20 protein-coding genes are annotated in these 22,287 nt (G+C 71.7%); 13 read left to right on the top strand and 7 right to left on the bottom strand.

Annotated features, from left to right (window positions below; genetic code table 11):
• Positions 1–3: 3 nt before the first annotated feature.
• Together ACIRD7_RS04345 and ACIRD7_RS04350 are read right to left on the bottom strand one after the other, a co-directional pair.
• Positions 4–1,284 (bottom strand): ABC transporter substrate-binding protein, encoded by a 1,281-nt coding sequence (locus ACIRD7_RS04345; RefSeq protein ID WP_403449531.1) that lies wholly within the window; start codon positions 1,282–1,284, stop codon positions 4–6.
• Positions 1,285–1,330: 46 nt separating this feature from the next.
• Positions 1,331–2,383: a carbohydrate kinase family protein gene (locus ACIRD7_RS04350; RefSeq protein ID WP_403449533.1), complete on the bottom strand. Its 1,053-nt coding sequence runs from the start codon at positions 2,381–2,383 to the stop codon at positions 1,331–1,333.
• A 151-nt stretch (positions 2,384–2,534) separates the two neighbouring features.
• On the opposite strand from ACIRD7_RS04350, the gene ACIRD7_RS04355 reads away from it, so the two are divergent.
• The 4 genes from ACIRD7_RS04355 to ACIRD7_RS04370 all read left to right on the top strand — a co-directional run bounded on the left by ACIRD7_RS04355 (position 2,535) and on the right by ACIRD7_RS04370 (position 9,004).
• Positions 2,535–3,299: a DeoR/GlpR family DNA-binding transcription regulator gene (locus ACIRD7_RS04355; RefSeq protein WP_403449535.1), complete on the top strand. Its 765-nt coding sequence runs from the start codon at positions 2,535–2,537 to the stop codon at positions 3,297–3,299.
• Positions 3,296–4,636: a 6-phospho-beta-glucosidase gene (locus tag ACIRD7_RS04360; RefSeq protein WP_403449537.1), complete on the top strand. Its 1,341-nt coding sequence runs from the start codon at positions 3,296–3,298 to the stop codon at positions 4,634–4,636. The genes ACIRD7_RS04355 and ACIRD7_RS04360 overlap by 4 nt, the downstream gene beginning before the upstream one ends.
• 70 nt (positions 4,637–4,706) lie before the next feature.
• Positions 4,707–7,754, top strand: a complete 3,048-nt coding sequence (locus tag ACIRD7_RS04365) for an alpha-mannosidase (RefSeq protein WP_403449539.1) — start codon at positions 4,707–4,709, stop codon at positions 7,752–7,754.
• Positions 7,754–9,004, top strand: a complete 1,251-nt coding sequence (locus ACIRD7_RS04370) for an alpha-L-fucosidase (RefSeq protein WP_403449542.1) — start codon at positions 7,754–7,756, stop codon at positions 9,002–9,004. The genes ACIRD7_RS04365 and ACIRD7_RS04370 overlap by 1 nt, the downstream gene beginning before the upstream one ends.
• A gap of 211 nt (positions 9,005–9,215) precedes the next feature.
• Here ACIRD7_RS04370 and ACIRD7_RS04375 read toward each other — a convergent pair whose 3' ends face one another.
• Both ACIRD7_RS04375 and ACIRD7_RS04380 read right to left on the bottom strand, forming a co-directional pair.
• Complete coding sequence (locus ACIRD7_RS04375; protein ID WP_403449545.1) at positions 9,216–10,895, bottom strand: carbohydrate binding domain-containing protein; 1,680 nt, start codon at positions 10,893–10,895, stop codon at positions 9,216–9,218.
• A 144-nt stretch (positions 10,896–11,039) separates the two neighbouring features.
• Entirely contained in the window at positions 11,040–12,173 is a 1,134-nt protein-coding gene (locus ACIRD7_RS04380; protein WP_403449547.1) for an ATP-grasp domain-containing protein, read from the bottom strand.
• A gap of 331 nt (positions 12,174–12,504) precedes the next feature.
• Here ACIRD7_RS04380 and ACIRD7_RS04385 point away from each other — a divergent pair, with 331 nt between their 5' ends.
• Both ACIRD7_RS04385 and ACIRD7_RS04390 read left to right on the top strand, forming a co-directional pair.
• Positions 12,505–13,365 (top strand): metallophosphoesterase family protein, encoded by an 861-nt coding sequence (locus ACIRD7_RS04385; RefSeq protein WP_403449550.1) that lies wholly within the window; start codon positions 12,505–12,507, stop codon positions 13,363–13,365.
• Positions 13,362–14,042 carry a 4'-phosphopantetheinyl transferase gene (locus ACIRD7_RS04390; protein WP_403449553.1) on the top strand — a complete coding sequence of 227 codons (681 nt, stop codon included), beginning with the start codon at positions 13,362–13,364 and terminating at the stop codon, positions 14,040–14,042. Before ACIRD7_RS04385 ends, ACIRD7_RS04390 begins: the two co-directional genes overlap by 4 nt.
• Before the next feature lie 27 nt (positions 14,043–14,069).
• Here the strand turns inward: ACIRD7_RS04390 and ACIRD7_RS04395 are convergent, their stop codons facing one another.
• The 3 genes from ACIRD7_RS04395 to ACIRD7_RS04405 all read right to left on the bottom strand — a co-directional run bounded on the left by ACIRD7_RS04395 (position 14,070) and on the right by ACIRD7_RS04405 (position 15,678).
• Entirely contained in the window at positions 14,070–14,300 is a 231-nt protein-coding gene (locus ACIRD7_RS04395; protein ID WP_383401319.1) for a hypothetical protein, read from the bottom strand.
• A 164-nt stretch (positions 14,301–14,464) separates the two neighbouring features.
• Positions 14,465–14,989 carry a toxin-antitoxin system, toxin component gene (locus ACIRD7_RS04400; RefSeq protein WP_403451655.1) on the bottom strand — a complete coding sequence of 175 codons (525 nt, stop codon included), beginning with the start codon at positions 14,987–14,989 and terminating at the stop codon, positions 14,465–14,467.
• Between the two features lie 38 nt (positions 14,990–15,027).
• Positions 15,028–15,678, bottom strand: a complete 651-nt coding sequence (locus ACIRD7_RS04405; protein ID WP_403449556.1) for a helix-turn-helix domain-containing protein — start codon at positions 15,676–15,678, stop codon at positions 15,028–15,030.
• 223 nt (positions 15,679–15,901) lie between these two features.
• Between ACIRD7_RS04405 and ACIRD7_RS04410 the strand changes: the two genes are divergently transcribed.
• From ACIRD7_RS04410 to ACIRD7_RS04440, 7 genes are all read left to right on the top strand, one after another.
• Positions 15,902–16,564, top strand: coding sequence for a hypothetical protein (locus ACIRD7_RS04410; RefSeq protein WP_403449559.1), 663 nt, complete (start codon positions 15,902–15,904; stop codon positions 16,562–16,564).
• A gap of 189 nt (positions 16,565–16,753) precedes the next feature.
• Entirely contained in the window at positions 16,754–17,905 is a 1,152-nt protein-coding gene (locus ACIRD7_RS04415; protein WP_403449561.1) for an NAD(P)/FAD-dependent oxidoreductase, read from the top strand.
• Positions 17,902–18,204, top strand: a complete 303-nt coding sequence (locus ACIRD7_RS04420; protein WP_403449564.1) for a (2Fe-2S)-binding protein — start codon at positions 17,902–17,904, stop codon at positions 18,202–18,204. The genes ACIRD7_RS04415 and ACIRD7_RS04420 overlap by 4 nt, the downstream gene beginning before the upstream one ends.
• Positions 18,197–19,570 (top strand): FAD-dependent oxidoreductase, encoded by a 1,374-nt coding sequence (locus ACIRD7_RS04425; protein ID WP_403449567.1) that lies wholly within the window; start codon positions 18,197–18,199, stop codon positions 19,568–19,570. Before ACIRD7_RS04420 ends, ACIRD7_RS04425 begins: the two co-directional genes overlap by 8 nt.
• The gene (locus tag ACIRD7_RS04430) at positions 19,567–20,457 is read left to right on the top strand and encodes a dihydrodipicolinate synthase family protein (RefSeq protein ID WP_403449568.1); all 891 of its coding nucleotides are present in this window, start codon (positions 19,567–19,569) and stop codon (positions 20,455–20,457) included. Before ACIRD7_RS04425 ends, ACIRD7_RS04430 begins: the two co-directional genes overlap by 4 nt.
• A gap of 20 nt (positions 20,458–20,477) precedes the next feature.
• Positions 20,478–21,479 (top strand): proline racemase family protein, encoded by a 1,002-nt coding sequence (locus tag ACIRD7_RS04435; protein WP_403449571.1) that lies wholly within the window; start codon positions 20,478–20,480, stop codon positions 21,477–21,479.
• Between the two features lie 64 nt (positions 21,480–21,543).
• Positions 21,544–22,245 (top strand): GntR family transcriptional regulator, encoded by a 702-nt coding sequence (locus ACIRD7_RS04440; protein ID WP_403449574.1) that lies wholly within the window; start codon positions 21,544–21,546, stop codon positions 22,243–22,245.
• Positions 22,246–22,287: the final 42 nt, after the last annotated feature.

Genomic DNA, 22,287 nt, shown 5'->3' on the forward strand with positions numbered 1-22,287 from the left:
ACCTCAGTTCACCCCCTGTCGCCGGGCGATCTGCTTGGCCTGGCTGACCGCGTCGTTCCAGGCGTCGTCGGGCTTCTTGCCCTTGGCCTCGATGTTGGTCAGCTCGGTGAAGTAGGGGGCCATGACCGCGGCGTCGGCGGGTGCCTCGTAGCTGACCGGGATGGCCTCGGCGGCCGGGCCGAAGACCTCGATGATCTTCTGTCCTCCGAAGAAGGCGTCGGGGCCCGTCATGGCCTCCATCGCGTACGTCGCCGGAGAGGCCGGGAAGATGGTGGCGTCGGTGTAGCTCTTGGCGTTGTTGCCGGGGCTGAGGATCCAGCTGATGATCTTGAACGCCTCTTCGGGGTTGCGGCACTGCGAGGGCAGCGCCAGGTAGGAGCCGCCCTGGTTGGCCGGCCCGTTCGGCGTTGCGCAGACCCGCCACTTCCCCTTGGTGTCCGGGGCCGCCGACTCGATGTCCAACGCGTGCCAGGCGGCGCCGAGTTCGGTGGCCAGATTCTTGCCTATGGCGGCGTTCCAGGTCTGGTCGTTGATCTTGGCGTCGATGCCGAGCGTGTAGGGGCGGACCGCGGTGGTCCACGCGGCTCGGATGTGGTCCTGGTCGCCGATGAAGTGGTTGTCCTCGTCGATGAACCGCTTGGTGCCCTGGCCGACCGCGATGTTGAACACGGAGCCGATGTTGTTGACCAGGAAGACCCCGGGCTGCGCCTTCTTCAGCTCGGAGCCGAGGGCGAAGTAGCCGTCCCAGGTCTTGGCCTCGGCGGCGACCTTGTCGGGGTCGGTGGGCAGCCCGGCCTTGTCGAACAGGTCCGCGCGGTAGAACAGCGCGGTGGGACCGATGTCGATGGGGAACCCGATCTGCTTGCCGTCCTCGGTCTGGGCGAGCTTGGTCTTCCAGTCCAGGTACTGCGACGAGATCTTCTTGAAGCCCAGGTCGTTCAGGTCGAGGAATCGGTCGGCGTTGGGCAGGAAGGAGGCGATGTCCTCGCCTTTGATGCCGGTGATGTCGGGCACGGAGGAGCCGCCTGCGGCGAGGGTGGTGGTGAGCTTCTGCTTGAAGTCGCCGCCGATGGAGGCGGTGGTCAGCTTGACCTGGCTCTTGAAGTGCGTCTTCGCCTCCGCCACCACCTTGTCGCTGAGTGCGCCACCCCAGTACCACATGGTGAGGTCCTTGCCGTTCTTGGTGCCGCCCGATTCCGAGCCGCTGCCGCAGGCGACGGTCAGACCGGACGCGGCCGCGGTGAACACGGCGGCCTGGAGGAAGCCTCTACGAGAAAGGTCCACGGGTCACTCCTGTTGTTCCTGTTCGACGTGCTGAGGGATTCGGGGGTCAGTGCCGCCGTGCGCGGGCGCCTGGACCCATCGGGGTGGGGCCGGCCGGCGGGGTGATGGGGGCGTGGCGCACGGGAGGGCCGACGTCGGCGGGGACGCGGTCCGCCAGGAAGCCGTACGCCCGCTTCAGTTCGGGATCGGTCAGGGAGCGCCACCAGCGGTCCACGCCGTACCAGCCGGGGGCCGCGAGGGCTCCGCCGTGCCGCCGGACCGACAGGCCGGCGGCGAGGACGGCGAACCTGAGCCGTTCCTCCAGGGGCCAGCCGCCGAGCGAGGCCGCGACGAAGCTCGCCCCGAACACGTCGCCGGCGCCCGTCGCGTCGAGGACGTCGACGGCGAGGGCGGGTACGTCCGCGTATTCGCCGGTCGTCTGGTCGACGGCCACCGCACCGTCACCGCCGCGCGTCACCACCGCCACCGGCACCAGCTCGCTGAGCGTGCCGAGTGCCGCGACCGCGCTGTCGGTGCGGGTGTAGGCCATGGCCTCGGTGTCGTTGGGGAGGAAGGCGTGGCACAGGCGGAGCTGGTCGAGGAGGTCGGTCGACCACTGCTGCGTGGGGTCCCAGCCGACGTCGGCGTAGATCTGCGTGCCGTTCGCGGCGGCCTTGGCCAGCCACTCGCGGGGTTCTGCCTCGATGTGCACGAGGGCCGTGCGCGCCTCGGGCGGGTCGCCCATCAGCGCGTCCTGCGAGTACGGGGGCTCCTGGCCGTGGGTGACGAGCGCCCGGTCCTGGCCGTAGGCGAGGGAGACGGTGACCGGGGTGGGCCAGCCGGCGGCCGAGCGGGACAGCGAGAGGTCGACGGCCTCCTGGTCTTGCAGGACGTCCCGGCAGTACTCGCCGTACAGGTCGTCGCCGAACACCGTGGCCAGCGAGGTCCGCAGGCCGAAGCGGGCGGCGGCCACCGCCAGGTTGGCGATGCCGCCCGGTCCGCAGCCCATGCCGCCCGTCCAGATCTCCTCGCCCGGTGTGGGCGGCTTCCCGAGCCCCGTGAGAACGAGGTCGTAGAAGAGCAGCCCGGTCAGCAGCACATCGGGCCGGTCGTCGTCCACGGGAACGTCCTCTCGTTCAGGACCCGCTCGGAGAGCTCGTCAAAACTCTTCATTTCGGTGACCGGAATCGTGCGCCGCTCCGGGAGATTGGTCAATACCCGAGCAGAAATAAGCATGGCGATGATTGAAGATGACGAGTAGTGTTCACGCCGTGCTGGCAGAACGACGACACCAACTCATCCTGCGGGCCCTGCGCTCAGGCGGCCCCGCGGCCGTGACCGATCTCTCCGAGCAGCTGGGTGTGAGCCCCGCCACGGTCAGGCGTGACCTGCTGAAACTCGAGGAGGACGGCCTGCTGACACGTGTGCACGGCGGCGCGGTCGTGGAGGAGGGCGACCAGCCCTTCGCCGAGGTCGCCGAGGTGCGCGTGGCCGAGAAGGACGCCATAGCCGCACACGCGGCGGCGATGATCGAGGACGGCCAGTCCGTGCTGCTCGACATCGGAACCACCGCCTTCCGGCTGGCCCGGCAGCTGCACGGCCGCCGGCTCACCGTGATCACCAGCAACCTGGTGGTCTACGAGGAGCTCGCCGACGACGAGGGCATCGAGCTGGTGCTGCTCGGCGGCATGGTCCGCCGCGAGTACCGCTCCCTGGTCGGCTTCCTCACCGAGGACAACCTGCGCCAGCTGCACGCGGACTGGCTGTTCCTCGGGACCAGCGGGGTGCGGCCGGGCGGGCACGTCATGGACACCACGGTCGTCGAGGTGCCGGTCAAGCGGGCCATGATCAAGTCGAGCGACAAGGTCGTCCTGCTCGCCGACGCGGCGAAGTTCCCCGGGCACGGGATGGCGAAGGTGTGCGGTCCCGGGGACCTGGACGTGGTGGTGACGAACGCGCCGGTCGACCCGGTGACGCGGGCCTCTTTGCAGGAGGCGGGCGTCGAGGTCGTCGTGGCGGGAAAGGTGCAGACGTGAGGCTGACGATTCTCGGCGGCGGAGGATTCCGTGTGCCGCTCGTGTACGGGGCGCTCCTGACGGACCGGGCCGAGGGCCGGGTCACCCACGTCGTGCTGCACGATCTGGACGCGCAAAGACTGTCCGCCGTGACACGGGTGCTCGCCGAGCAGGCGGCCGGCGTGCCCGACGCACCCCGGGTCACCGCCACCACCGACCTGGACGAGGCCCTGCGCGGCGCCGACTTCGTCTTCTCCGCGATCCGCGTCGGCGGCCTCGAGGGCCGGGCGAACGACGAGCGGGTCGCGCTCGCCGAGGGCGTCCTCGGCCAGGAGACGGTCGGCGCCGGTGGCATCGCCTACGGCCTGCGCACGGTCCCGGTCGCCGTCGACATCGCCCAGCGGGTCGCCCGCCTCGCGCCGGACGCCTGGGTCATCAACTTCACCAACCCCGCGGGCCTGGTCACCGAGGCCATGTCCCGCCACCTCGGCGACCGCGTCATCGGCATCTGCGACTCACCGGTCGGCCTCGGCCGCCGTATCGCCCGTGTGCTCGGCGTGAAGAACCCCGGCGAGGCCTGGATCGACTACGTCGGCCTCAACCACCTCGGCTGGGTGCGCGGCCTGCGCGTCGCCGGCCGCGACGAACTCCCGCGCCTGCTCGCCGACCCCGACCTGCTCGGCTCCTTCGAGGAGGGCAAGCTCTTCGGCGTCGACTGGCTCCGCTCGCTGGGCGCGATCCCGAACGAATACCTGCACTACTACTACTTCAACCGCGAGGCCGTCCGCGCCTACCAGGAGGCCGACAAGACCCGCGGCGCCTTCCTGCGCGACCAGCAGGCCGGCTTCTACGAGCGGATGCGCGACCCCGGTGCCTCCGCCCTGGCGGTCTGGGACCGCACCCGCGCCGAGCGCGAGGCCACCTACATGTCGGAGAACCGGGAGACCGCCGGCGCCGGCGAGCGCGACGCCGACGACCTCTCCGGCGGCTACGAGAAGGTGGCGCTCGCGCTGATGCGGGCCATCGCCCGCGACGAGCGCACGACCCTGATCCTCAACGTCCGCAACCAGAACACGCTGTCGGTGCTCGACTCCGAGGCCGTCATCGAGGTGCCCTGCCTGGTCGACGCCAACGGTGCCCACCCGGTCGCCGTGGCCCCGCTGCCGGACCACGCCACCGGGCTGGTCTGCTCGGTGAAGGCGGTCGAGCGGGAGGTGCTCGCCGCCGCCGAGTCCGGCTCCCGCGCCACGGCCGTGAAGGCGTTCGCGCTGCACCCGCTGGTCGACTCGGTCAACGTCGCCCGCAGGCTGGTCGAGGGGTACTCCTCGGTCCACCCCGGGCTGGCGTACCTTAAGTAGCGCTCACCTGGGAAAGCGCTTTCACCCCTCCCTCGCCTCCCCTCCGTTCTCTCCCTCCCTGGAGACCCTGATGCACGACGAACGCCGCCGGATCGAGGAACGCGTCGAGCGCGTCCACAACCAGCGCATCAAGCCCGCGATCTACTCGGCCACCGTCCCCTTCGAGGTCGAGGCCTGGCAGGCGCCGGGTGAGCCGGTCTCCTTCGAGGAGGCGGCGGCAGCCCGGTACGAGCCCTTCGCGATGGACACCCCCTGGGGACCGCCCTGGGGCACCACCTGGTTCCGGATGCGCGGACAGGTGCCCGCCGAGTGGGCCGGACGACGCGTCGAGGCGGTCATCGACCTCGGCTTCGTGGGGGACTGGCCCGGCAACCAGGCCGAGGCCCTGGTCCACCTCGCCGACGGCCGCCCCCTGAAGGCGGTCAACCCGCTCAACCAGTACGTGCCGATCGGCAACCCGGTCGCGGGCGGCGAGGAGATCGACTACCTGGTCGAGGCGGCCTCCAACCCCGACATCCTGGCCAACGACTTCGCGGCCCCGACCCCGCTCGGCGACGTCCTGACCGCGGGCGACAAGCCGCTGTACACCTTCCGGCGCGCCGACATCGCCGTCCTGGACGAGGAGGTCTGGCACCTCGACCTCGACCTCCAGGTGCTGCGCGAGCTCATGGTCCACCTCGCCGAGCACGAGCCCCGCCGGCACGAGATCATGCACGCCCTCGACCGGGCCATGGACGTCCTCGACCTGGACGACATCTCCGGCAGCGCGGCGGCCGTACGGGAGGTACTGGCCCCCGTCCTCGCCAGGCCCGCCCACGCCAGCGCGCACACGATCTCCGGCGTCGGCCACGCGCACATCGACTCCGCGTGGCTGTGGCCGATCCGCGAGACCAAGCGCAAGACGTCCCGCACCTTCTCCAACGTCACGTCCCTCGCGGACGAGTACGAGGACTTCATCTTCGCCTGCTCGCAGGCCCAGCAGTACGAGTGGGTGCGCGACAACTACCCGCACGTGTGGGCCCGGATCCAGGAGTCCGTGAAGAAGGGCCAGTGGGCGCCGGTCGGCGGCATGTGGGTCGAGGCCGACGGCAACCTGCCCGGCGGCGAGGCCATCGCCCGCCAGCTGATCCACGGCAAGCGGTTCTTCATCGAGCACTTCGGCGTCGAGACCAAGGGCGTCTGGCTGCCGGACTCCTTCGGCTACACCGCCGCCTACCCGCAGCTCGCCAAGCTCGCCGGCAACGACTGGTTCCTGACCCAGAAGATCTCCTGGAACCAGACCAACAAGTTTCCCCACCACACCTTCTGGTGGGAGGGCATCGACGGCACGCGCATCTTCACCCACTTCCCGCCCGTCGACACCTACAACGCCCGCTTCAGCGGCGAGGAGATGGACCGCGCGGTCCGCAACTACTCGGAGAAGGGCGGCGGTACGCGCTCGCTCGCGCCCTTCGGCTGGGGCGACGGCGGTGGCGGCCCCACCCGCGAGATCATGGAGCGGGCGCGCCGCCTCGCCGACCTGGAGGGCTCACCCAAGGTCGTCATCGAGCACCCCGACGAGTTCTTCGCCAAGGCCCGCGCCGAGTACGAGGACGCCCCCGTCTGGAACGGCGAGCTCTACCTGGAGCTGCACCGCGCCACCTACACCTCCCAGGCCCGCACCAAGCAGGGCAACCGGCGCAGCGAGCACAAGCTCCGCGAGGCCGAGCTGTGGGCGACGACCGCCGCGCTGCACGCGCCGGGCTACACCTACCCGTACGAGAAGCTGGACCGGCTCTGGAAGACGGTCCTGCTGCACCAGTTCCACGACATCCTGCCGGGCTCCTCGATCGCCTGGGTGCACCGTGAGGCCGAGGCCGAATACGCCCGCGTGGCCGAGGAGTTGGAGGCGCTGACGGCCGACGCGGTAGCCGCGTTGGGCGAAGGCCAGGCCCGGGTCTTCAACACGAGCCCGTTCGAGCGCGCCGAGGTGGTCCGCACGGCCGAGGGCGCACCGGCGTACGTCACGGTGCCCGCGAGCGGCAGCGCGCCCCTCGCATCGGAGGAGCCCGCGCGGCCGGTGACCGTCTCCGGCCGTGTCCTCGACAACGGACTGATCCGGGTCGAGGTCGCCGAGGACGGCACCCTTGCCTCGGTGTTCGACCTCCGGGCCAACCGCGAAGTCCTCGCCGACCAGGGCAACCTGCTCCGCCTGCACACGGACCTGCCCAACTACTGGGACGCCTGGGACATCGACAAGCACTACCGCAACCGCTACCAGGACCTGCTGGAGACCGAGTCGCTGACCGTCGTCGAGGAGGACCCGCTGATCGGCGCGATCCGGGTCACCCGCGCCTTCGGCAAGGGCTCGAGGCTCACCCAGACGATCACCGTCCGCGCCGGCAGCCCCCGGATCGACTTCGAGACCGAGATCGACTGGCACGAGGCCGAGAAGATCCTCAAGGCGGGCTTCCCGGTCGACATCCGCGCCCCGCACTCCTCCGCGGAGATCCAGTTCGGCCACATCCAGCGGCCCACCCACACCAACACCAGCTGGGAGGCGGCCCGCTTCGAGGTCTCCGGCCACCGCTGGGTGCACATCGCCGAGCCCGGCTACGGCGTCGCCGTCATCAACGACTCGACGTACGGCCACGACGTGACCCGCACGGTCCGCGCGGACGGCGGTACGACGACCCGGGTCAGCCTCAGCCTGGTACGCGCCCCGCGTGTCCCGGACCCGGATGCCGACCAGGGCATGCACCGCTTCACCTACTCCCTGCTGCCCGGCGCGAGCATCGAGGACGCCGTCGCCGAGGGGTACTCCCTCAACCTCCCGCTGCGCGTGGCGGACGCGGCCGGCGCGCCCGAGCCGGTCGTCTCGGTCGACGGCGACGGCGTGACCGTCGAGGCGGTCAAGCTGGCCGACGACCAGTCCGGCGACGTCGTGGTGCGGCTCTACGAGTCGCGGGGCGGCCGGGCCCAGGGCGTCGTGCGCACCGGCTTCCCGCTGGCCGGCGCCCAGATCACCGACCTCCTGGAGCGCCCGCTGGAGGCCGCCGAGGTCGACGGCGGGGTGCCGGTCTCACTGCGCCCCTTCCAGGTGCTGACCCTTCGTCTCCAGCGCGCCGAGGTGGGCTGATGGCGATACAACCCTGGTTCACCGACGCCAAGTTGGGGATCTTCGTCCACTGGGGCATCTACGCCGTGGACGGAGTTCAGGAGTCCTGGTCGTTCTACGACGACATCGTCCCGTACGACCGGTACATGTCCCAGTTCGACCGCTTCACGGCGTCCCGCTACGAGCCACGTGACTGGGCGAAGCTCTTCGCGCGGGCCGGCGCCCGGTACGCCGTGCTGACCAGCCGCCACCACGACGGCGTGGCCCTGTGGGACACCGCGTACGGCGATCTGAACGTGGGCCGCGACCTGATCGGCGGCTACGCCGACGCCCTGCGCGAGGAGGGCCTGAAGGTCGGCCTGTACTACTCCCACTCGGACTGGAGCCACCCCGACTACGCCTCCACCCGCAAGCCCGGCCGCCCGCCGGAGCTGGAGGACAACCGGTACTCCGAGGTCGCCGCCGAGGACGAGGACCTGGACGCGTGGGAACGCTTCCTCGCCTACCGGGACGGCCAGATACGGGAGTTGACGTCCCGCTACCGGCCGGACCTGATGTGGTTCGACGGCGAGTGGGACCGCAGTGAGGAGCAGTGGCGCATCCCCGAGCTGGCCGCGCTGATCCGCTCCGAGGTGCCGGACGTCGTCTTCAACGCCCGCATGCTCAGCGAGGGCGACTACGCAACGCCCGAGCAGGGCGCACCCGTGGTCCCGCCCGAGGGCCCCTGGGAGCTGTGCCTGACGCTCAACGACTCCTGGGGCCACCAGCACCACGACCACAACCACAAGTCGGTCGACCAGCTGATCCGGTACTTCACGGAGACCATCGGCGGGGGCGGCAACCTGCTGCTCAGCGTCGGTCCCCGGGAGGACGGCACGATCCCGCGGGAGCACGTCGAGCGCCTGGAAGGGCTCGGCGACTGGATCGCCAAGCACGCGGAAGCGGTGTACGGCACCGAGCGCGGCCTCCCGGCCGGGCACCACTACGGCCCGAGCACCCTGTCCAAGGACCGCCGCACCCTGTACCTGGTCCTCTTCGACGCCCCGCGCGCCGAGATCAACGTACGCGGGCTGCTCGGCGGGGTGTGCCGGGTCACGGTGCTCGGCAGCGGGCGGGAGCTGGCCCACCGGGTGACCGGCGGACTGCACGAGACACCCGGGGTGCTCTGGATCGAACCGCCCACCGCGGCGGACCTCGACCCGCACGCCACCGTGCTCGCCGTCGAGCTGGACGGGGAACTGGAGCTGTACCGGGGCTCGGGCCGCTTCTGACACACCCCGGGACCGACTTCGGGCCGGTGGGCCGCCGCCCCCGTGGCGGTGGCCCACCGGCCCGAATCCCCCGTGCTTCCCCCGTGTTCCCTCGGTCCCCCGTCGTTCCCCCGTGGGTTTCCCCGTTGCCTTTCACTCTTATGAGCGCGCGGGCGGCGCCCTGATACACCCGCGCCGGAAAAAATTCTCCCGGCGCGGGTGACGGGTTTCCTCAGCCGGTGAAGCCGGCCGTGATGGACGTGAACTGCCAGTTGCTCTGGCTGATCCCGGAGCAGTTGCTCGTCACGCCGCCGCCCGGGCAGGGCCGGTCGCGGTTGACCGACCAGAAGGCGAGACGGGCGATGTGACGGGAGTTCGCCCAGTCGCGGATCTGCGTCCAGGTCGCGGGTGAGGTGAGCTCCTGCTGGTCGGACAGGCCGTTCATGCCGGAGATGCCGATGTGGGCGTAGGCGGTGGCGTCGTCCCACCCGAAGGTGGACTTCAGCTTGTTCTTCAGCCCCTCCGTCGCGTTCACGGTGTTGCCGTACATGTCGGCGCCGCCGCCGAAGTCGAACGGCATGATCGTGAAGACGTCGATGTCCGCGTTCAGCGCCTTGGCCTGCTCGACGAGCCGGTTGCCCCAGTACGTCGGCCCGGTCGTCGAGGTGCCGAAGGTGAGGACGGTCCGCAGCCCCGGGTTGTTCGCCTTGACGATCTTCAGGGCGTTCAGGATCCGGTCCTGCACGGTCGCGTTCTCGAATTCGTCGGTGTTCTCGATGTCGACGTCGATCGCCTTCAGTCCGTAGGCGTCGATGACCTTCTGGTACGCCCCCGCCAGTGCCTCGGCGCTGGAGCAGTTCGGCCCGAGCTTGTTGCCGCTCCAGCCGCCGATCGACGGGACGATGTCACCGCCCGCCGAGCGGATCGAGTTGATGACGCTCTGGTCGTTCCCGCCGGTCAGCGGGCGCTGTCCGTCCCAGGCAGGGTTGCAGCCGCCGGAGGACAGGATGAACGCCATGGTGAACCACTTGACGCCGGTCGCGTTCATCACCGAGGGCGCGCTCGGCGGATCGCCCCAGCCGAGGTACAGATACGGCGCGGCCTGCTTGAAGCCGCCACCGCCGCCGCCCGGGTCCGTGGTGACGGTGACGGCGTTGGAGGCCGCGGAGGTGTTCCCGGCCGCGTCCCGCGCCTTCACGGTGAAGGTGTAGCCCGTGCTCGCCGACAGCCCGCTGACCGTGGCGCTGGTGCCGGACACACTGAGCACCTGGGTGGCGCCGCGGTAGATGTCGTACGCCGTCACCCCGACGTTGTCCGACGAGGCGTTCCAGGCCAGCGACACGCTCGACGACGTCTTGCCGGTGGACCGCAGGCTGCCCGGCACGCTCGGCGCCTGGGTGTCCGAACCGCCGCCGGGTCCGTCGAGGCTGATGTCGTCGGCGTAGTAGGTGCCCTGGGCGTACCAGCCGTGGACATGGACGGTGGCGCTGGTCTGGGAGGCCCCGGTCGTGAACGACAGGGACAGCCGGCTGTACGCCGACGGCGACGAGGTCCAGGTGGAGGCTCCGCCGTTCACCCCGAGGTAGACGTAGGAGCCGCGCACCCAGCCGCTGAGCGTGTAGGTCGTGTTCGGCTGGACGGCGACGGTCTGGCCGCACTGGGCGATGTCACTCGAACTCACCGCCCCCGCGAGGGCCCTGGACCCACCGTGCACGGGGGAGGAGACGACCGACCCGAGATTGCCGGTGCAGGACCACGGGGAGAGCCCGCCCGACTCGAAGCCGGCGTTGGACAGGACGTTGGCCGCGTGGGCGGTGGTGGGAAGGGCGACGGCTCCGGTGAACGCGAGAGCGGCGGAGCCGAGCAGGGCGAGGAGTCGGCGTCTGAGACGCCCGAGAGGTTGGTTGCGCACGTGATCTCCCTGGGAAAAGTGGGGTGTTCGGGAGTGCCACAGGTGCAGGGAAGTGCGGAGGGATACGCGATACGTAGACCAAGTTGGTATGGACCAATCCCGCTGTCAAGCTCTGACGTAGGGATTGGTCCATACCGGTAAGTGCTAGAGCGGCAGGGCCTGGGCCGCCCCGCTCTCGACCGACTCCACCGGCGCGGGCGCCGGAACCGCCGGCAGCAACGGCTCCGTGTCCTCGGACCGCTGCTGCGGAATGGACACCGGGCGCAGCGGGCGCGGCCCCGAGACCACCGTGTAGTCCTGTCCCAGGAACGGCGGAACCACCTCGCCCGGGTCCTCACCGAGCGCCAACTGCACTGCCAGCCAGGGCACGTTGACGCCGCACAGCGAAAGCTGGTGCAGCCCGCCGGCCGGCCGGGTGTTCACGTCCATCAGGACCGGAGTGTCGCCGAACATCCGGAACTGGATGTTGGACAGGTAGTGCAGCCCGAACCCCTCCGCGATCAGCCGCGCCGGCTCCAGCCACTGCTCCTGCAGCGTGAACCCGCGACGCCGGCCGTTCTTGATCCGGCCGATCGCCAGCCGCACCCGGTTGTCCGGACCGGTGAGGCAGTCCACCGACACCTCCGGCTGCTCGAGGCGCGGCATCACCAGCCAGTCCACCGGCTCGTCCGCCCGCCGCAGTGCGTCCAGCACCAGATCCAGCTGCACGTACGGCGTCGGGAACCCGCTGAGGTGCAGCAGCGAGAAGGGGGCGCGCGTGATGACCCGGAAGCCCACCCCGCCCGCACCGGACGCCGGCTTGAAGCAGGCCTTGTGACCGGCCGCCTCCAACTCCTCGACGGCGGCGAGGAGTTCGTCGGCGTTGCGCACCCGCCACCACGGCGGCACCGGCACCCCGACCGCCTGCACGGCCTCGTAGGCGATCACCTTGTCGTGGAAGACGGCCACGGCCTCGGGCGGCGGCGCCAGCAGCGCCGTGCCGATCGCCTCGAAGTCCGCCCGGTGCGCCACGATCGCCGACTGGTGCAGCCGGGGCACGAAGACGTCGATCCCGCGGCGCCGGCACTGGGCCAGGGCGTACTCCACGTACCCGGCCGGGGACAGGCCCTCCGGCTCCAGCTCGGCGGTGTCGGCGGCGGCCAGCACGGGGGAGTCGGCGTCCCCGTGCGTCGCATGGATCTCCACGGCCCGATCGCTGGGATTTCGTCGCAGCTGATCCACGAAGAACACGTTCTCCGCGTACGTGCGGTTGAGCCAGACGCGTACGCGAGAGACCATGCAGGGCCGTCCTTTCGGGTTCGCGGGCAGGGCGAAGCAGGCCCTTGCCCGGGCAGGATGAATGGAGGGACACCAAATCGCCCCTTGCGAAGGGACGTTCAAAGCGGTGGTGTTGGGGCGATCATACGGGTTTAAAGGGGTGCCGCGTGCAACGTACGTGTTACGGAATTGCGGATGCTTCCTGACCGTCCCGGGCCCCTCCGCGCTCCCGGCCGCGCCGACGTGATCCGGCCTTGTACCGGTGGAACACTGTGTGTTCTCGTGGTCTCATTCGTGTGATCGTCCGGGTGAGAGTCCGTGGACGAGTCCGTGTGAGCGGAAGGGGCGAAGGGTGACGTCGACGGTCGGCGGTGCCGGACAGCTGCTGGCCATCAGCGACCTGCATATCGGCTACGAGGAGAACCGCGCGCTGGTCGAGCGGATGCGGCCCGGCTCCGACGAGGACTGGCTGCTGGTCGCCGGTGATGTGGCCGAGACCGTCGCCGACATCGGCTGGGCGCTGAAGACGCTCGCCGGCCGCTTCCGCAAGGTGGTCTGGGCGCCCGGCAACCACGAGCTGTGGACCCACCCGAAGGACTCCGTCACCCTGCGCGGCGTCGAGCGCTACGAGCACCTGGTCGAGATGTGCCGGGACCTCGGCGTGACGACCCCCGAGGACCCCTACCCCGTCTGGGACGGCCCCGGCGGCCCGGTCGCCGTGGCCCCGCTGTTCCTGCTGTACGACTACTCCTTCCTGCCCTCCGGCTGCGCCACCAAGGAGGAGGGGCTGAGGTACGCGCACGGGACCGGGATCGTCTGCAACGACGAGTACCTGCTGCACCCCGACCCCTACCCGTCCCGCGAGGCCTGGTGCGAGGCCCGCGTCGCCGAGACCGAGCGCCGGCTGGCCGCGCTCCCCGAGGACCTGCCCACCGTCCTCGTCAACCACTACCCGCTGGACCGGCACCCGACGGACGTACTCTGGTATCCCGAGTTCGCCATGTGGTGCGGCACCCGGCGGACCGCGGACTGGCACCGCAGGTTCCGCGTCGCGACCATGGTCTACGGCCACCTCCACATCCCCCGGACCACTTGGCACGAGGGCGTCCGGTTCGAGGAGGTCTCGGTGGGATATCCCCGCGAGTGGCGCAAGCGACCGGGCCCGCCGGGACAGCTGCGCCGGATTCTGCCCAAGGAGGACGGGGCGCGTTGATCGAGGAACTGCTGCCGGACCCGGTGGTCACCGTCGAGGCGTACGGCAACGAGGAGCCCGCCGCCGGGGCGCTGTACCCGGAGGAGGAGGCGATCGTCGCCCAGGCGGTCGCCAAGCGCCGCCGGGAGTTCGCCGTCGTCCGCGTCTGCGCGCGCAGCGCCATGGAGAAGCTCGGCGTGCCCCCGCGGCCGATCCTGCCCGGCGAACGCGGCGCCCCCGGCTGGCCGGCCGGCCTCGTCGGCAGCATGACCCACTGCGACGGCTACCACGCAGCCGCACTGGTCCGCGCCGCCGACCTGGCCTCCCTCGGCATCGACGCCGAGCCCCACCAGACCCTCCCGGAGGGCGTGCTGCCCGCCGTCGCGCTGCCCGCCGAGGCGGACCGGCTGCGCCGCCTGGCCGGCGACCACCCGGACATCCACTGGGACCGGCTGCTGTTCAGCGCCAAGGAGTCCGTCTACAAGGCGTGGTTCCCGCTCACCGGGAAGTGGCTGGACTTCACCGAGGCCGACATCGACGTCTTCGTCGACCCCGGCGAGCGGCACAGCGGCGGCTTCCGCGCCCGGCTGCTGGTGCCGGGCCCGCGGGTGGGCGAGCACCGGCTCGACCACTTCGACGGCCGCTGGACGGTCCGGCGGGGGCTGGTGGCGACAGCGGTGAGCGTGCCGCACACCTGAGACCCCCGCGGCCGGACACGGGACGCGCTACGGCTCCGCCGGGCACCAGCTCGTCAGCAGCCGGAAGAACGCCTCCTCGTTGCCCGTCAGGCCCGCGTCCGCCAGTGCCTGCTCCGCCTCGGCGAGGACGGCGGGCGGCACGACGGGTGGTCGGCCCTTTCCGGGCGGACCGTCGAACGCGGCTCGTACGGTGTGCAACAGCCGCAGATAGGCCTGGACGGCGGTGCGCTCGCGATCGGTCAGTACGGCGGTGGGCATCGGTCGGCTCTCCCCAAGTCGGCGTCGTCGCGTCACGCCCCGCATATGAGGGCGCACCACCAGCTTGCCGTCCACCACTGACAATCGGGTCCCACCGCCGCTCCGGGCGTCGCCCGAGCGGGGGTACCGCAGGCGCGGGACGGCCGCTTCCGCGTGACGGCGGGTCAGCCCTGTGGCCCGAGGTACCCCAGTGACGCCTCGATGCGCCCCGCCAGATGGTCCCGCTGCCCGCGCGCCGACGAGTCGGCCAGCCAGGTACGGCACTTGCTGGCCAGCAGCAGGCCGAAACTCTCGGCCTCCTGCTCCTCGGCCTCGTCGAAACGGCTGCGGGCGGCGACTTTCAGCACCGTCGAGCGCAGGTCGGCGTCGTCGCACAGGAGCCGGGCCGCCACGCTGGCGCCCTCGACGCTGTGACTGCAGTGACCGGCCTTCATGTGCCACAGCTCATGGCCGAGGATCACCAACTGGTGGTCCGGCGCGGTGCGTTCCTCGATCACGACGAGGTCCTGGTCGGCCATGTCGAGCCACAGGCCGCTGGCGGTGCCGACCGGGAAGGCGGCCGTACGGAAGTGGACGGGACGGCCCCGGCGTCTGCTCATGGCGTCGCACAGCGCGCCGTAGAGCTGCCCGGGTGCCGCGGGCGCGGGGAGCGTGAGCTCCGCGACCAACTCGCCGCACAGGCGGCGCATTTCCCTGCCGATGCCCACAGATCTCCGTTCTCCCCGGATCACGACTCGGGTCGCTTGACGCTTTCCAGGAGCATGTCCAGCCACTCGGCGACCTTGTCGCGGTGCTGGTCGGTGGGCAGTTGCGCGGCCCGCCAGGCGATGCCGCGCACGCCGTGGTCCTGGAGGAGCTTCTCCAGCGGGTCCTCGGCGGCCTGGGCGGCCTCGCGCTCCGCGAGCTTCTGGAGCAGGTCCTGCTCGGTGCGCTGGAGGACGCCCGCGAGCGCCTCGGGGTCCTCGGCCGTGAGGAATCCGGCGTGCACCCGGAAGAAGCGCTGGATGGCGTCGCAGTGCTCCATGGTGGGGCGCCGGTCGCCGTTGATCAGGGCGCCCGCCTGCTGCCGTGACATGGCCGCGCCGTCGGCGATCTCCTGCTGGGTGTACTTGCGGCCGTTCGGCTTGAGCCGGGTGCGGCGCAGGAGGTCGAGCCGCTGGAGGAAGCGTGCCTGCACATCGGGCTCACCCGCGGGGCGTCCGCTCAGCAGCGCCTTGACCACGGGCTCGGGGACACCGCAGGCTACGGACAGGCGTCCGGTGTCGAAGACCTCCGCGTGCGGCACGCCGAGCCGGTCGGCGAGCGCGGTGACGCGGGCGACGACGGCCGGCAGCGCTGCCGTCGGCGTGGCGCCCGGGACCTCGAAGCCATCCGTCACCGACAGATCTCCTACGTCTCTCACAGGCTCCTCACAAGCCCTTCCCGTGAACTCGACGGAGATTACCGGGTAGTTCGAACTCACATCCAGGTCTCGCCACAACTGTGGCCAATTTCAGCCGTCAACCGACATGAAATGCCACGATAGTTGACACGGCTCTGGCATGGGCAGCAGGATCGGGGCGCCGCGTGAAGGCCGCATAGGCAAGAGGGGTGACCTCCCGATGGCATATCAGGCAGGTGGGCAGCGGTCCGCACCGCGACCCGTCCCCGAGAGCTCGGAGGCCCAGGCGTATCTGCGGGACTTCGCCGGCCTCGTGGAGGCCGTGCCCTTCCCGTCCGTCGTTCTCGACCGCTGCTGGGACGTCGTCCTGGCGAACACCGCTTTCGCGTCACTTTTCCGCGGTGTGGGCCCGCATCCGACGGCCATGCCCGGCGACAACCTCCTGCGGTTCGTGCTCTTCCACCCGGACGCCGCCACGGTCCTCGGTGAGCACGAGTCCAGCTGGTGCCTGCCCATGCTGGCCCAGTTCGCCGCCGCCGTGGAGCGGCACGGCCACGACCACGGCCTGCAGGCCATCCGCCGCGAGATCGCCCAGGACCCGATCATGGAGGCCGCCTACCGGCAGGGCCTGCCGCACTGGATCCGCGCGGTCGGCGAGCGGGCCGTCGCCCAGGACGGCGCCGTGCGCCCGCTGCTGCACCCCGACCCGCGCTGGGGCGCCACCGAGTGCCGGGTCGTCGACGAGACGCCCAGGACCCTTCAGGAGATGGGATACACCCGGCTGACGCTGGTGCTGCGTGAGGTGCGCCGCGACCGGCCCCGGGCGCGCACGGTGCGCCGGGGCGCGGCCCATCTGCGCGTGGTGCCCGCCACCGAAGACTGACCGGGGCACCGTCGGCGTTCAGGTCGCCGGCGGCGCCCCGTCAGTGCGTCGCGCGTCCCCGGGAAGCGGAGAGCCCCCGTGTTCCGCCGTGTCCGTGTTCCGCCGTGCTCTGCCGTTCCAGCTGTTCCGCACTGTTCCCCACTGTTCCGCACTGTTCCGTCAGAGGGTGGTGTGTGACATAGTACTGGCGTGAGCGAGCGACTGACCTGCGACGTCGTGGTCGTCGGTGCCGGGATGGTGGGCGCCGCCTGCGCGCTGTACGCGGCCCGGGCGGGGCTCGACGTGATCCTCGTCGACCGCGGCCCGGTGGCCGGCGGCACGACCGGCGCCGGTGAGGGCAACATCCTCGTCTCGGACAAGGAACCGGGCCCGGAGCTGGACCTCGCGCTGCTGTCCGGCCGTCTGTGGGGCGAACTGGCGCGGGAGTTCGGCACGGCCGTCGAGTACGAGGCGAAGGGTGGCGTCGTCGTGGCCTCGTCCCCGGCCGGGCTCGCGGCGCTGGAGCGGTTCGCCGACGGGCAGCGTGCCGCCGGGGTCGTCGCCGAACCCGTCGCGGGCGACGGGCTGTACGACCTGGAACCCCACCTGGCACCCGGCCTGCCCGGCGGCGTCCACTACCCGCAGGACTCCCAGGTCATGCCCGCCCTGGCCGCCGCCCACCTCGTCCGCGCCTCCGGCGCCCGTCTGATCACCGGCGCGACGGTGACCCGCGTCCTGCGCACACCCGGGGGCGCGGTGCGCGGCGTGCGCACGGACCGGGGCGACATCCACGCCCCGGCGGTCGTCAACGCCGCCGGCACCTGGGGCGGCGAACTCGCCGCACTCGCCGGCGCCCACCTCCCCGTCCTCCCGCGGCGAGGCTTCGTCCTGGTCACCGAGCCCCTCCCGCGCAAGGTCCGGCACAAGGTGTACGCCGCCGACTACGTGGCCGACGTGGCCAGCGACTCGGCCGCGCTCCAGACCTCCCCGGTCGTCGAGGGCACCGCGGCGGGCCCGGTCCTGATCGGCGCGAGCCGCGAACGCGTCGGCTTCGACCGGACCTTCTCCCTGCCCGTCGTACGGGCGCTGGCGGCGGGCGCGACACGGCTGTTCCCGTTCCTGGCCGACGTCCACGCGATGCGCGCCTACGTGGGCTTCCGCCCGTACCTGCCCGACCACCTGCCCGCCATCGGCCCCGACCCCCGGGTGCCCGGCCTGCACCACGCCTGCGGCCACGAGGGCGCCGGCATCGGACTCGCCACCGGCACCGGCCACTTGATCACGCAGGCCCTGACCGCGAAGACCCCCGACCTGGACCTGACGCCGTTCCGCCCCGACCGCTTCGCCGAGGAGGCCGTATGAGAACCCCTCTGGAGCTCGCCGACGCCCATCCTGGCCCCGCCTTCACGGTCACCCTGGACGGGCGCGAGATCGAGGCGCTGCCCGGACAGACGGTCGCCGCCGCGCTCTGGGCGGCCGGCATCACCTCCTGGAGGGCCACCCGGGGCGAGGGCCGGCCGCGTGGTGTCTTCTGTGGCATCGGGGTCTGCTTCGACTGCCTGGTCATGGTCAACGACCGCCCCAACCTGAGGGCGTGCCTGGTGCGACTGCACCCCGGTGACGTGATCCGGACACAGGAGGGGACGGGGCACGATGACTGACCTCGCGGTGATCGGGGCGGGACCGGCGGGACTCGCCGCGGCGGTGGCGGCCGCCGCCCAGGGCCTGGACGTGGCGATCGTCGACTCGGCGGCCGAAGCGGGCGGGCAGTTCTACCGTCAGCCGGCGTCCGCCCTTCACGCCCGCCGGCCGCAGGCCCTGCACCACCAGTGGCGGACCTGGGAGCGGCTCAGGGACGCGCTGGCCGGCAGCAGCGCCCGGTTCCTGCCCGGCCACCATGTCTGGGCCGTGGAGCGGGACTCGGACGGCTTCGCGGTGCACGCCCTGGTCGGCCCCGAGCAGCGGGAGCCGGCCGTGGTGCGCGGCGCCGCCGTACTCCTCGCCACCGGCGGCTACGAGCGCGTGTTCCCCTTCCCCGGCTGGACCCTCCCCGGTGTCGTCACCGCCGGCGGCGCGCAGGCGATGCTCAAGGGCGGGCTGGCGGTGCCCGGACGCAGGGCCGTCGTCGCCGGGACCGGGCCGCTGCTGCTGCCCGTGGCGACCGGGCTCGCGGCGGCGGGCGTCGAGGTCGCGGCGCTCGTCGAAGCGGCCGGCGCCGCGGACCTCGTACGGCACGGCCGGGCCCTGGCCGCCAAGCTGCCCGAGGGCGCCGGATACGCGGCCCGCCTGCTGCGCCACCGGGTCCGCCTCCTCGCCCGCCACGCGGTCGTCCGGGCCCACGGCGAGGACCGGCTCACCGGAGTCACCGTCGCCGCCCTCGACGCCGACGGGCGTGTCCGGCCGGGCACCGAACGCCATCTGCCGTGCGACACCCTCGCGGTCGGACACGGCATGCTCCCGCACACCGACCTCGCCGAGACCCTGGGCTGCCGGCTGGACGGGCCGACGGTCGCCGTCGACGACGAGCAGCGCACCGACGTACCCGGCGTATGGGCGGCGGGGGAGTCCATCGGCGGCTCGGCCCTCGCCCTGGCCGAGGGACACCTCGCCGGACTCTCCGTCGCCGCACGGCTCAGCGGCGCCGACCCCGACCCGGCGCGCTGGGCCGCGGCCGCCAGGTCCCGCACGAGACTCCGCAAGCTCGCCGCCGCCCTCGACGCCGCGTACCCGCCGCCCGCGCGCTGGAGCGACCAGGTCACGGACGACACCGTCGTCTGCCGCTGCGAGGAGGTCACCGCCGGTGCCGTCCGCGAGGCGGTGGAGGAACTCGGCGCCGGGGACGTCCGCACCGTGAAGCTGCTCACCCGGGCCGGAATGGGCTGGTGCCAGGGCCGCGTGTGCGGGCCCGCGGTCGCCGGGCTCGCCGGCTGCGAACTCACGCCGTCCCGACGGCCGTTCGCGAGGCCCGTACCGCTCGGCGTACTCGCCCGGCAACACGACAACGCCACTCGGAGAGGAACCTCATGACCGACCACCGCCCCTGGCGCGGCGTCCTCGTCGCCACCGCCCTCCCGCTCGACGACGACCTCCGCGTCGACCACGGCCGGTACGCCGAGCACTGCGCCTGGCTCGTCGAGAACGGCTGTGACGGCGTCGTACCGAACGGCAGCCTCGGGGAGTACCAGGTGCTCACCCCGCAGGAGCGGGCGAAGGTCGTGGAGACGGCCGTCGCCGCGATCGGCGGGGCGCGGGTGATGCCCGGGGTCGCCGCCTACGGCTCCGCCGAGTCGCGGCGCTGGGCAGAGCAGGCGCGGGACGCGGGCTGTACGTCCGTGATGCTGCTGCCGCCGAACGCGTACCGCGCCGACGAGCGCTCCGTCCTCGCCCACTACGCGGAGGTCGCGAAGGCGGGCCTGCCGGTCGTGGCGTACAACAACCCGATCGACACCAAGGTCGACCTCGTCCCCGAACTGCTCGCGAAGCTGCACGGCGAGGGGTACATCCAGGCGGTGAAGGAGTTCTCGGGCGACGTCCGCCGTGCCTACCAGCTCGCCGAACTCGCCCCGGAACTCGACCTGTTGATCGGCGCCGACGACGTCCTGCTGGAGCTGGCTGTCGCCGGCGCCAAGGGCTGGGTGGCCGGCTACCCGAACGCGCTGCCCAGGTCCACCGTCGAGCTGTACCGCGCCGCCGTCGCCGGCGACCTGGGCACCGCCAGGAAGCTGTACGAGCAGCTCCACCCGCTGCTGCGCTGGGACTCCAAGGTGGAGTTCGTGCAGGCGATCAAGCTCAGCATGGACATCGTCGGCCGGCACGGGGGACGCTGCCGTCCGCCGCGGGTGCCCCTGCTGCCGGAGCAGGAGGCCGCGATCCGCGCCGCCACCGAGAAGGCCGTCGCCGCCGGGCTCGCGTAATCACCAGGGAGGCTGGACCCATGCGCAGCAAACTCGTCCTGCACGCCGTCGACTCCCACACCGAGGGCATGCCCACCCGCGTGATCACCGGCGGGATCGGGACCGTGCCCGGCGCGACCATGAACGAGCGGCGGCTGTACTTCCGTGAGCACCGCGACGACATCAAGCAGCTGCTGATGAACGAGCCGCGCGGCCACTCCGCGATGAGCGGTGCGATCCTCCAGCCGCCCACCCGGCCGGACTGCGACTGGGGGGTCGTCTACATCGAGGTCTCCGGCTATCTGCCGATGTGCGGACACGGCACGATCGGCGTGGCGACCGTGCTCGTCGAGACCGGGATGGTCGAGGTCGTCGAGCCGGTCACCACCATCCGGCTCGACACCCCGGCGGGCCTCGTCGTCGCCGAGGTGGCCGTGGAGGACGGCGCCGCCAAGGCGGTCACCCTCCAGAACGTGCCGTCCTTCTCCGTCGCCCTCGACCGCAAGATCACCCTGGCCGACGGGCGCACGGTGACCTACGACCTGGCGTACGGCGGCAACTTCTACGCCATCCTGCCGCTGGAGCAGTTCGGGCTGCCCTTCGACCGCTCCCGCAAGGACGACATCCTCCAAGCGGGTCTCTCCCTCATGGCCGCGATCAACGCCGAGGAGGAGCCCGTCCACCCCGAGGACCCGTCCATCCGCGGCTGCCACCACGTCCACCTGATCGCCCCCGGAGCCACCGCCCGCCACTCCCGGCACGCGATGGCCATCCACCCCGGCTGGTTCGACCGCTCGCCCTGCGGCACCGGCACGAGCGCGCGGATGGCGCAGCTGCACGCGCGGGGTGAACTGCCGCTGCACACGGAGTTCGTGAACGAGTCCTTCATCGGCACGCGCTTCACCGGCCGGCTGCTGGGCACCACGCAGGTCGCGGGCCGGCCGGCCGTCCTGCCGAGCTTCACCGGCCGGGCGTGGATCACCGGCACCGCGCAGTACCTGCTCGATCCGTCGGATCCCTTCCCGGCCGGGTTCGTGCTGTGAACCGTCGACGATAATGAGGCGCGAAACAGCCCGTAACACGTGACATTGCACAGCTAGGAGACCCATGGCCGCCCCGCGCACCGGCGCCCCGTCCAGCGCAGCCGCTCCCGCGCTGCCCACCCTGGGCGGCAGGAAGAGCAGCTACCGGGAGCGGGTCGCCGACGCCCTGCGGGCCGCGCTGATCGCCGGGGAACTGCGCCCGGGGGAGGTGTACTCGGCGCCCACGCTCGCCTCCCGGTTCGGCGTCTCGGCGACGCCGGTCCGCGAGGCCATGCTGGACCTGGTCAAGGAGGGACTGATGGACACGGTCCCCAACAAGGGCTTCCGGGTCACCGCGGTCTCCGAGCGGCAGCTCGACGAGTACAAGCACATCCGGGCGCTCATCGAGATCCCGACGGTCGTCGAGCTGGCCGGGACCGCCGACGAGGTCTCCCTGGAGGCGCTGCGTCCGGCCGCCCGGGAGATCGTCCAGGCCGCTGTCGCCGGGGACCTCATCGCGTATGTCGAGGCCGACACCCGCTTCCATCTCGGCCTGCTCGCCCTGGCCGGCAACGCCCATCTCGTCGAGGTCGTCGGTGACCTCCGCAAGCGCTCCCGGCTCTACGGGCTCACCGCGCTGGTCGAGGCCGGCCGCCTGCTGGCCTCGGCGGAGGAGCACCTCGAACTCCTCGACGCGCTGCTCGCCCGCGACGAGGAAGCCGTACGCGAGGTCATGACCCGTCACCTGGGGCATGTGCGCGGGCTCTGGGCGGCGAAGAAGCAGTAGGCGGGTCTTCGGCGGCGCCCAACGCAAGCGGCTTGCGTTTCT

The sequence above is a fragment of the Streptomyces sp. NPDC093568 genome (assembly GCF_044764945.1).
In the GTDB taxonomy this organism is placed as follows: Bacteria; Actinomycetota; Actinomycetes; order Streptomycetales; family Streptomycetaceae; genus Streptomyces.

Bases quoted from the DNA above. Each gene is read 5' to 3' on its own strand.
- ACIRD7_RS04380 (WP_403449547.1), bottom strand. From the start codon at position 12,173: ATGGTCTCTCGCGTACGCGTCTGGCTCAACCGCACGTACGCGGAGAAC.
- ACIRD7_RS04410 (WP_403449559.1), top strand. From the start codon at position 15,902: ATGGCATATCAGGCAGGTGGGCAGCGGTCCGCACCGCGACCCGTCCCC.
- ACIRD7_RS04430 (WP_403449568.1), top strand. From the start codon at position 19,567: ATGACCGACCACCGCCCCTGGCGCGGCGTCCTCGTCGCCACCGCCCTC.
- ACIRD7_RS04370 (WP_403449542.1), top strand. From the start codon at position 7,754: ATGGCGATACAACCCTGGTTCACCGACGCCAAGTTGGGGATCTTCGTC.
- ACIRD7_RS04365 (WP_403449539.1), top strand. From the start codon at position 4,707: ATGCACGACGAACGCCGCCGGATCGAGGAACGCGTCGAGCGCGTCCAC.
- ACIRD7_RS04440 (WP_403449574.1), top strand. From the start codon at position 21,544: ATGGCCGCCCCGCGCACCGGCGCCCCGTCCAGCGCAGCCGCTCCCGCG.
- ACIRD7_RS04425 (WP_403449567.1), top strand. From the start codon at position 18,197: ATGACTGACCTCGCGGTGATCGGGGCGGGACCGGCGGGACTCGCCGCG.
- ACIRD7_RS04400 (WP_403451655.1), bottom strand. From the start codon at position 14,989: ATGCGCCGCCTGTGCGGCGAGTTGGTCGCGGAGCTCACGCTCCCCGCG.
- ACIRD7_RS04435 (WP_403449571.1), top strand. From the start codon at position 20,478: ATGCGCAGCAAACTCGTCCTGCACGCCGTCGACTCCCACACCGAGGGC.
- ACIRD7_RS04395 (WP_383401319.1), bottom strand. From the start codon at position 14,300: ATGCCCACCGCCGTACTGACCGATCGCGAGCGCACCGCCGTCCAGGCC.
- ACIRD7_RS04420 (WP_403449564.1), top strand. From the start codon at position 17,902: ATGAGAACCCCTCTGGAGCTCGCCGACGCCCATCCTGGCCCCGCCTTC.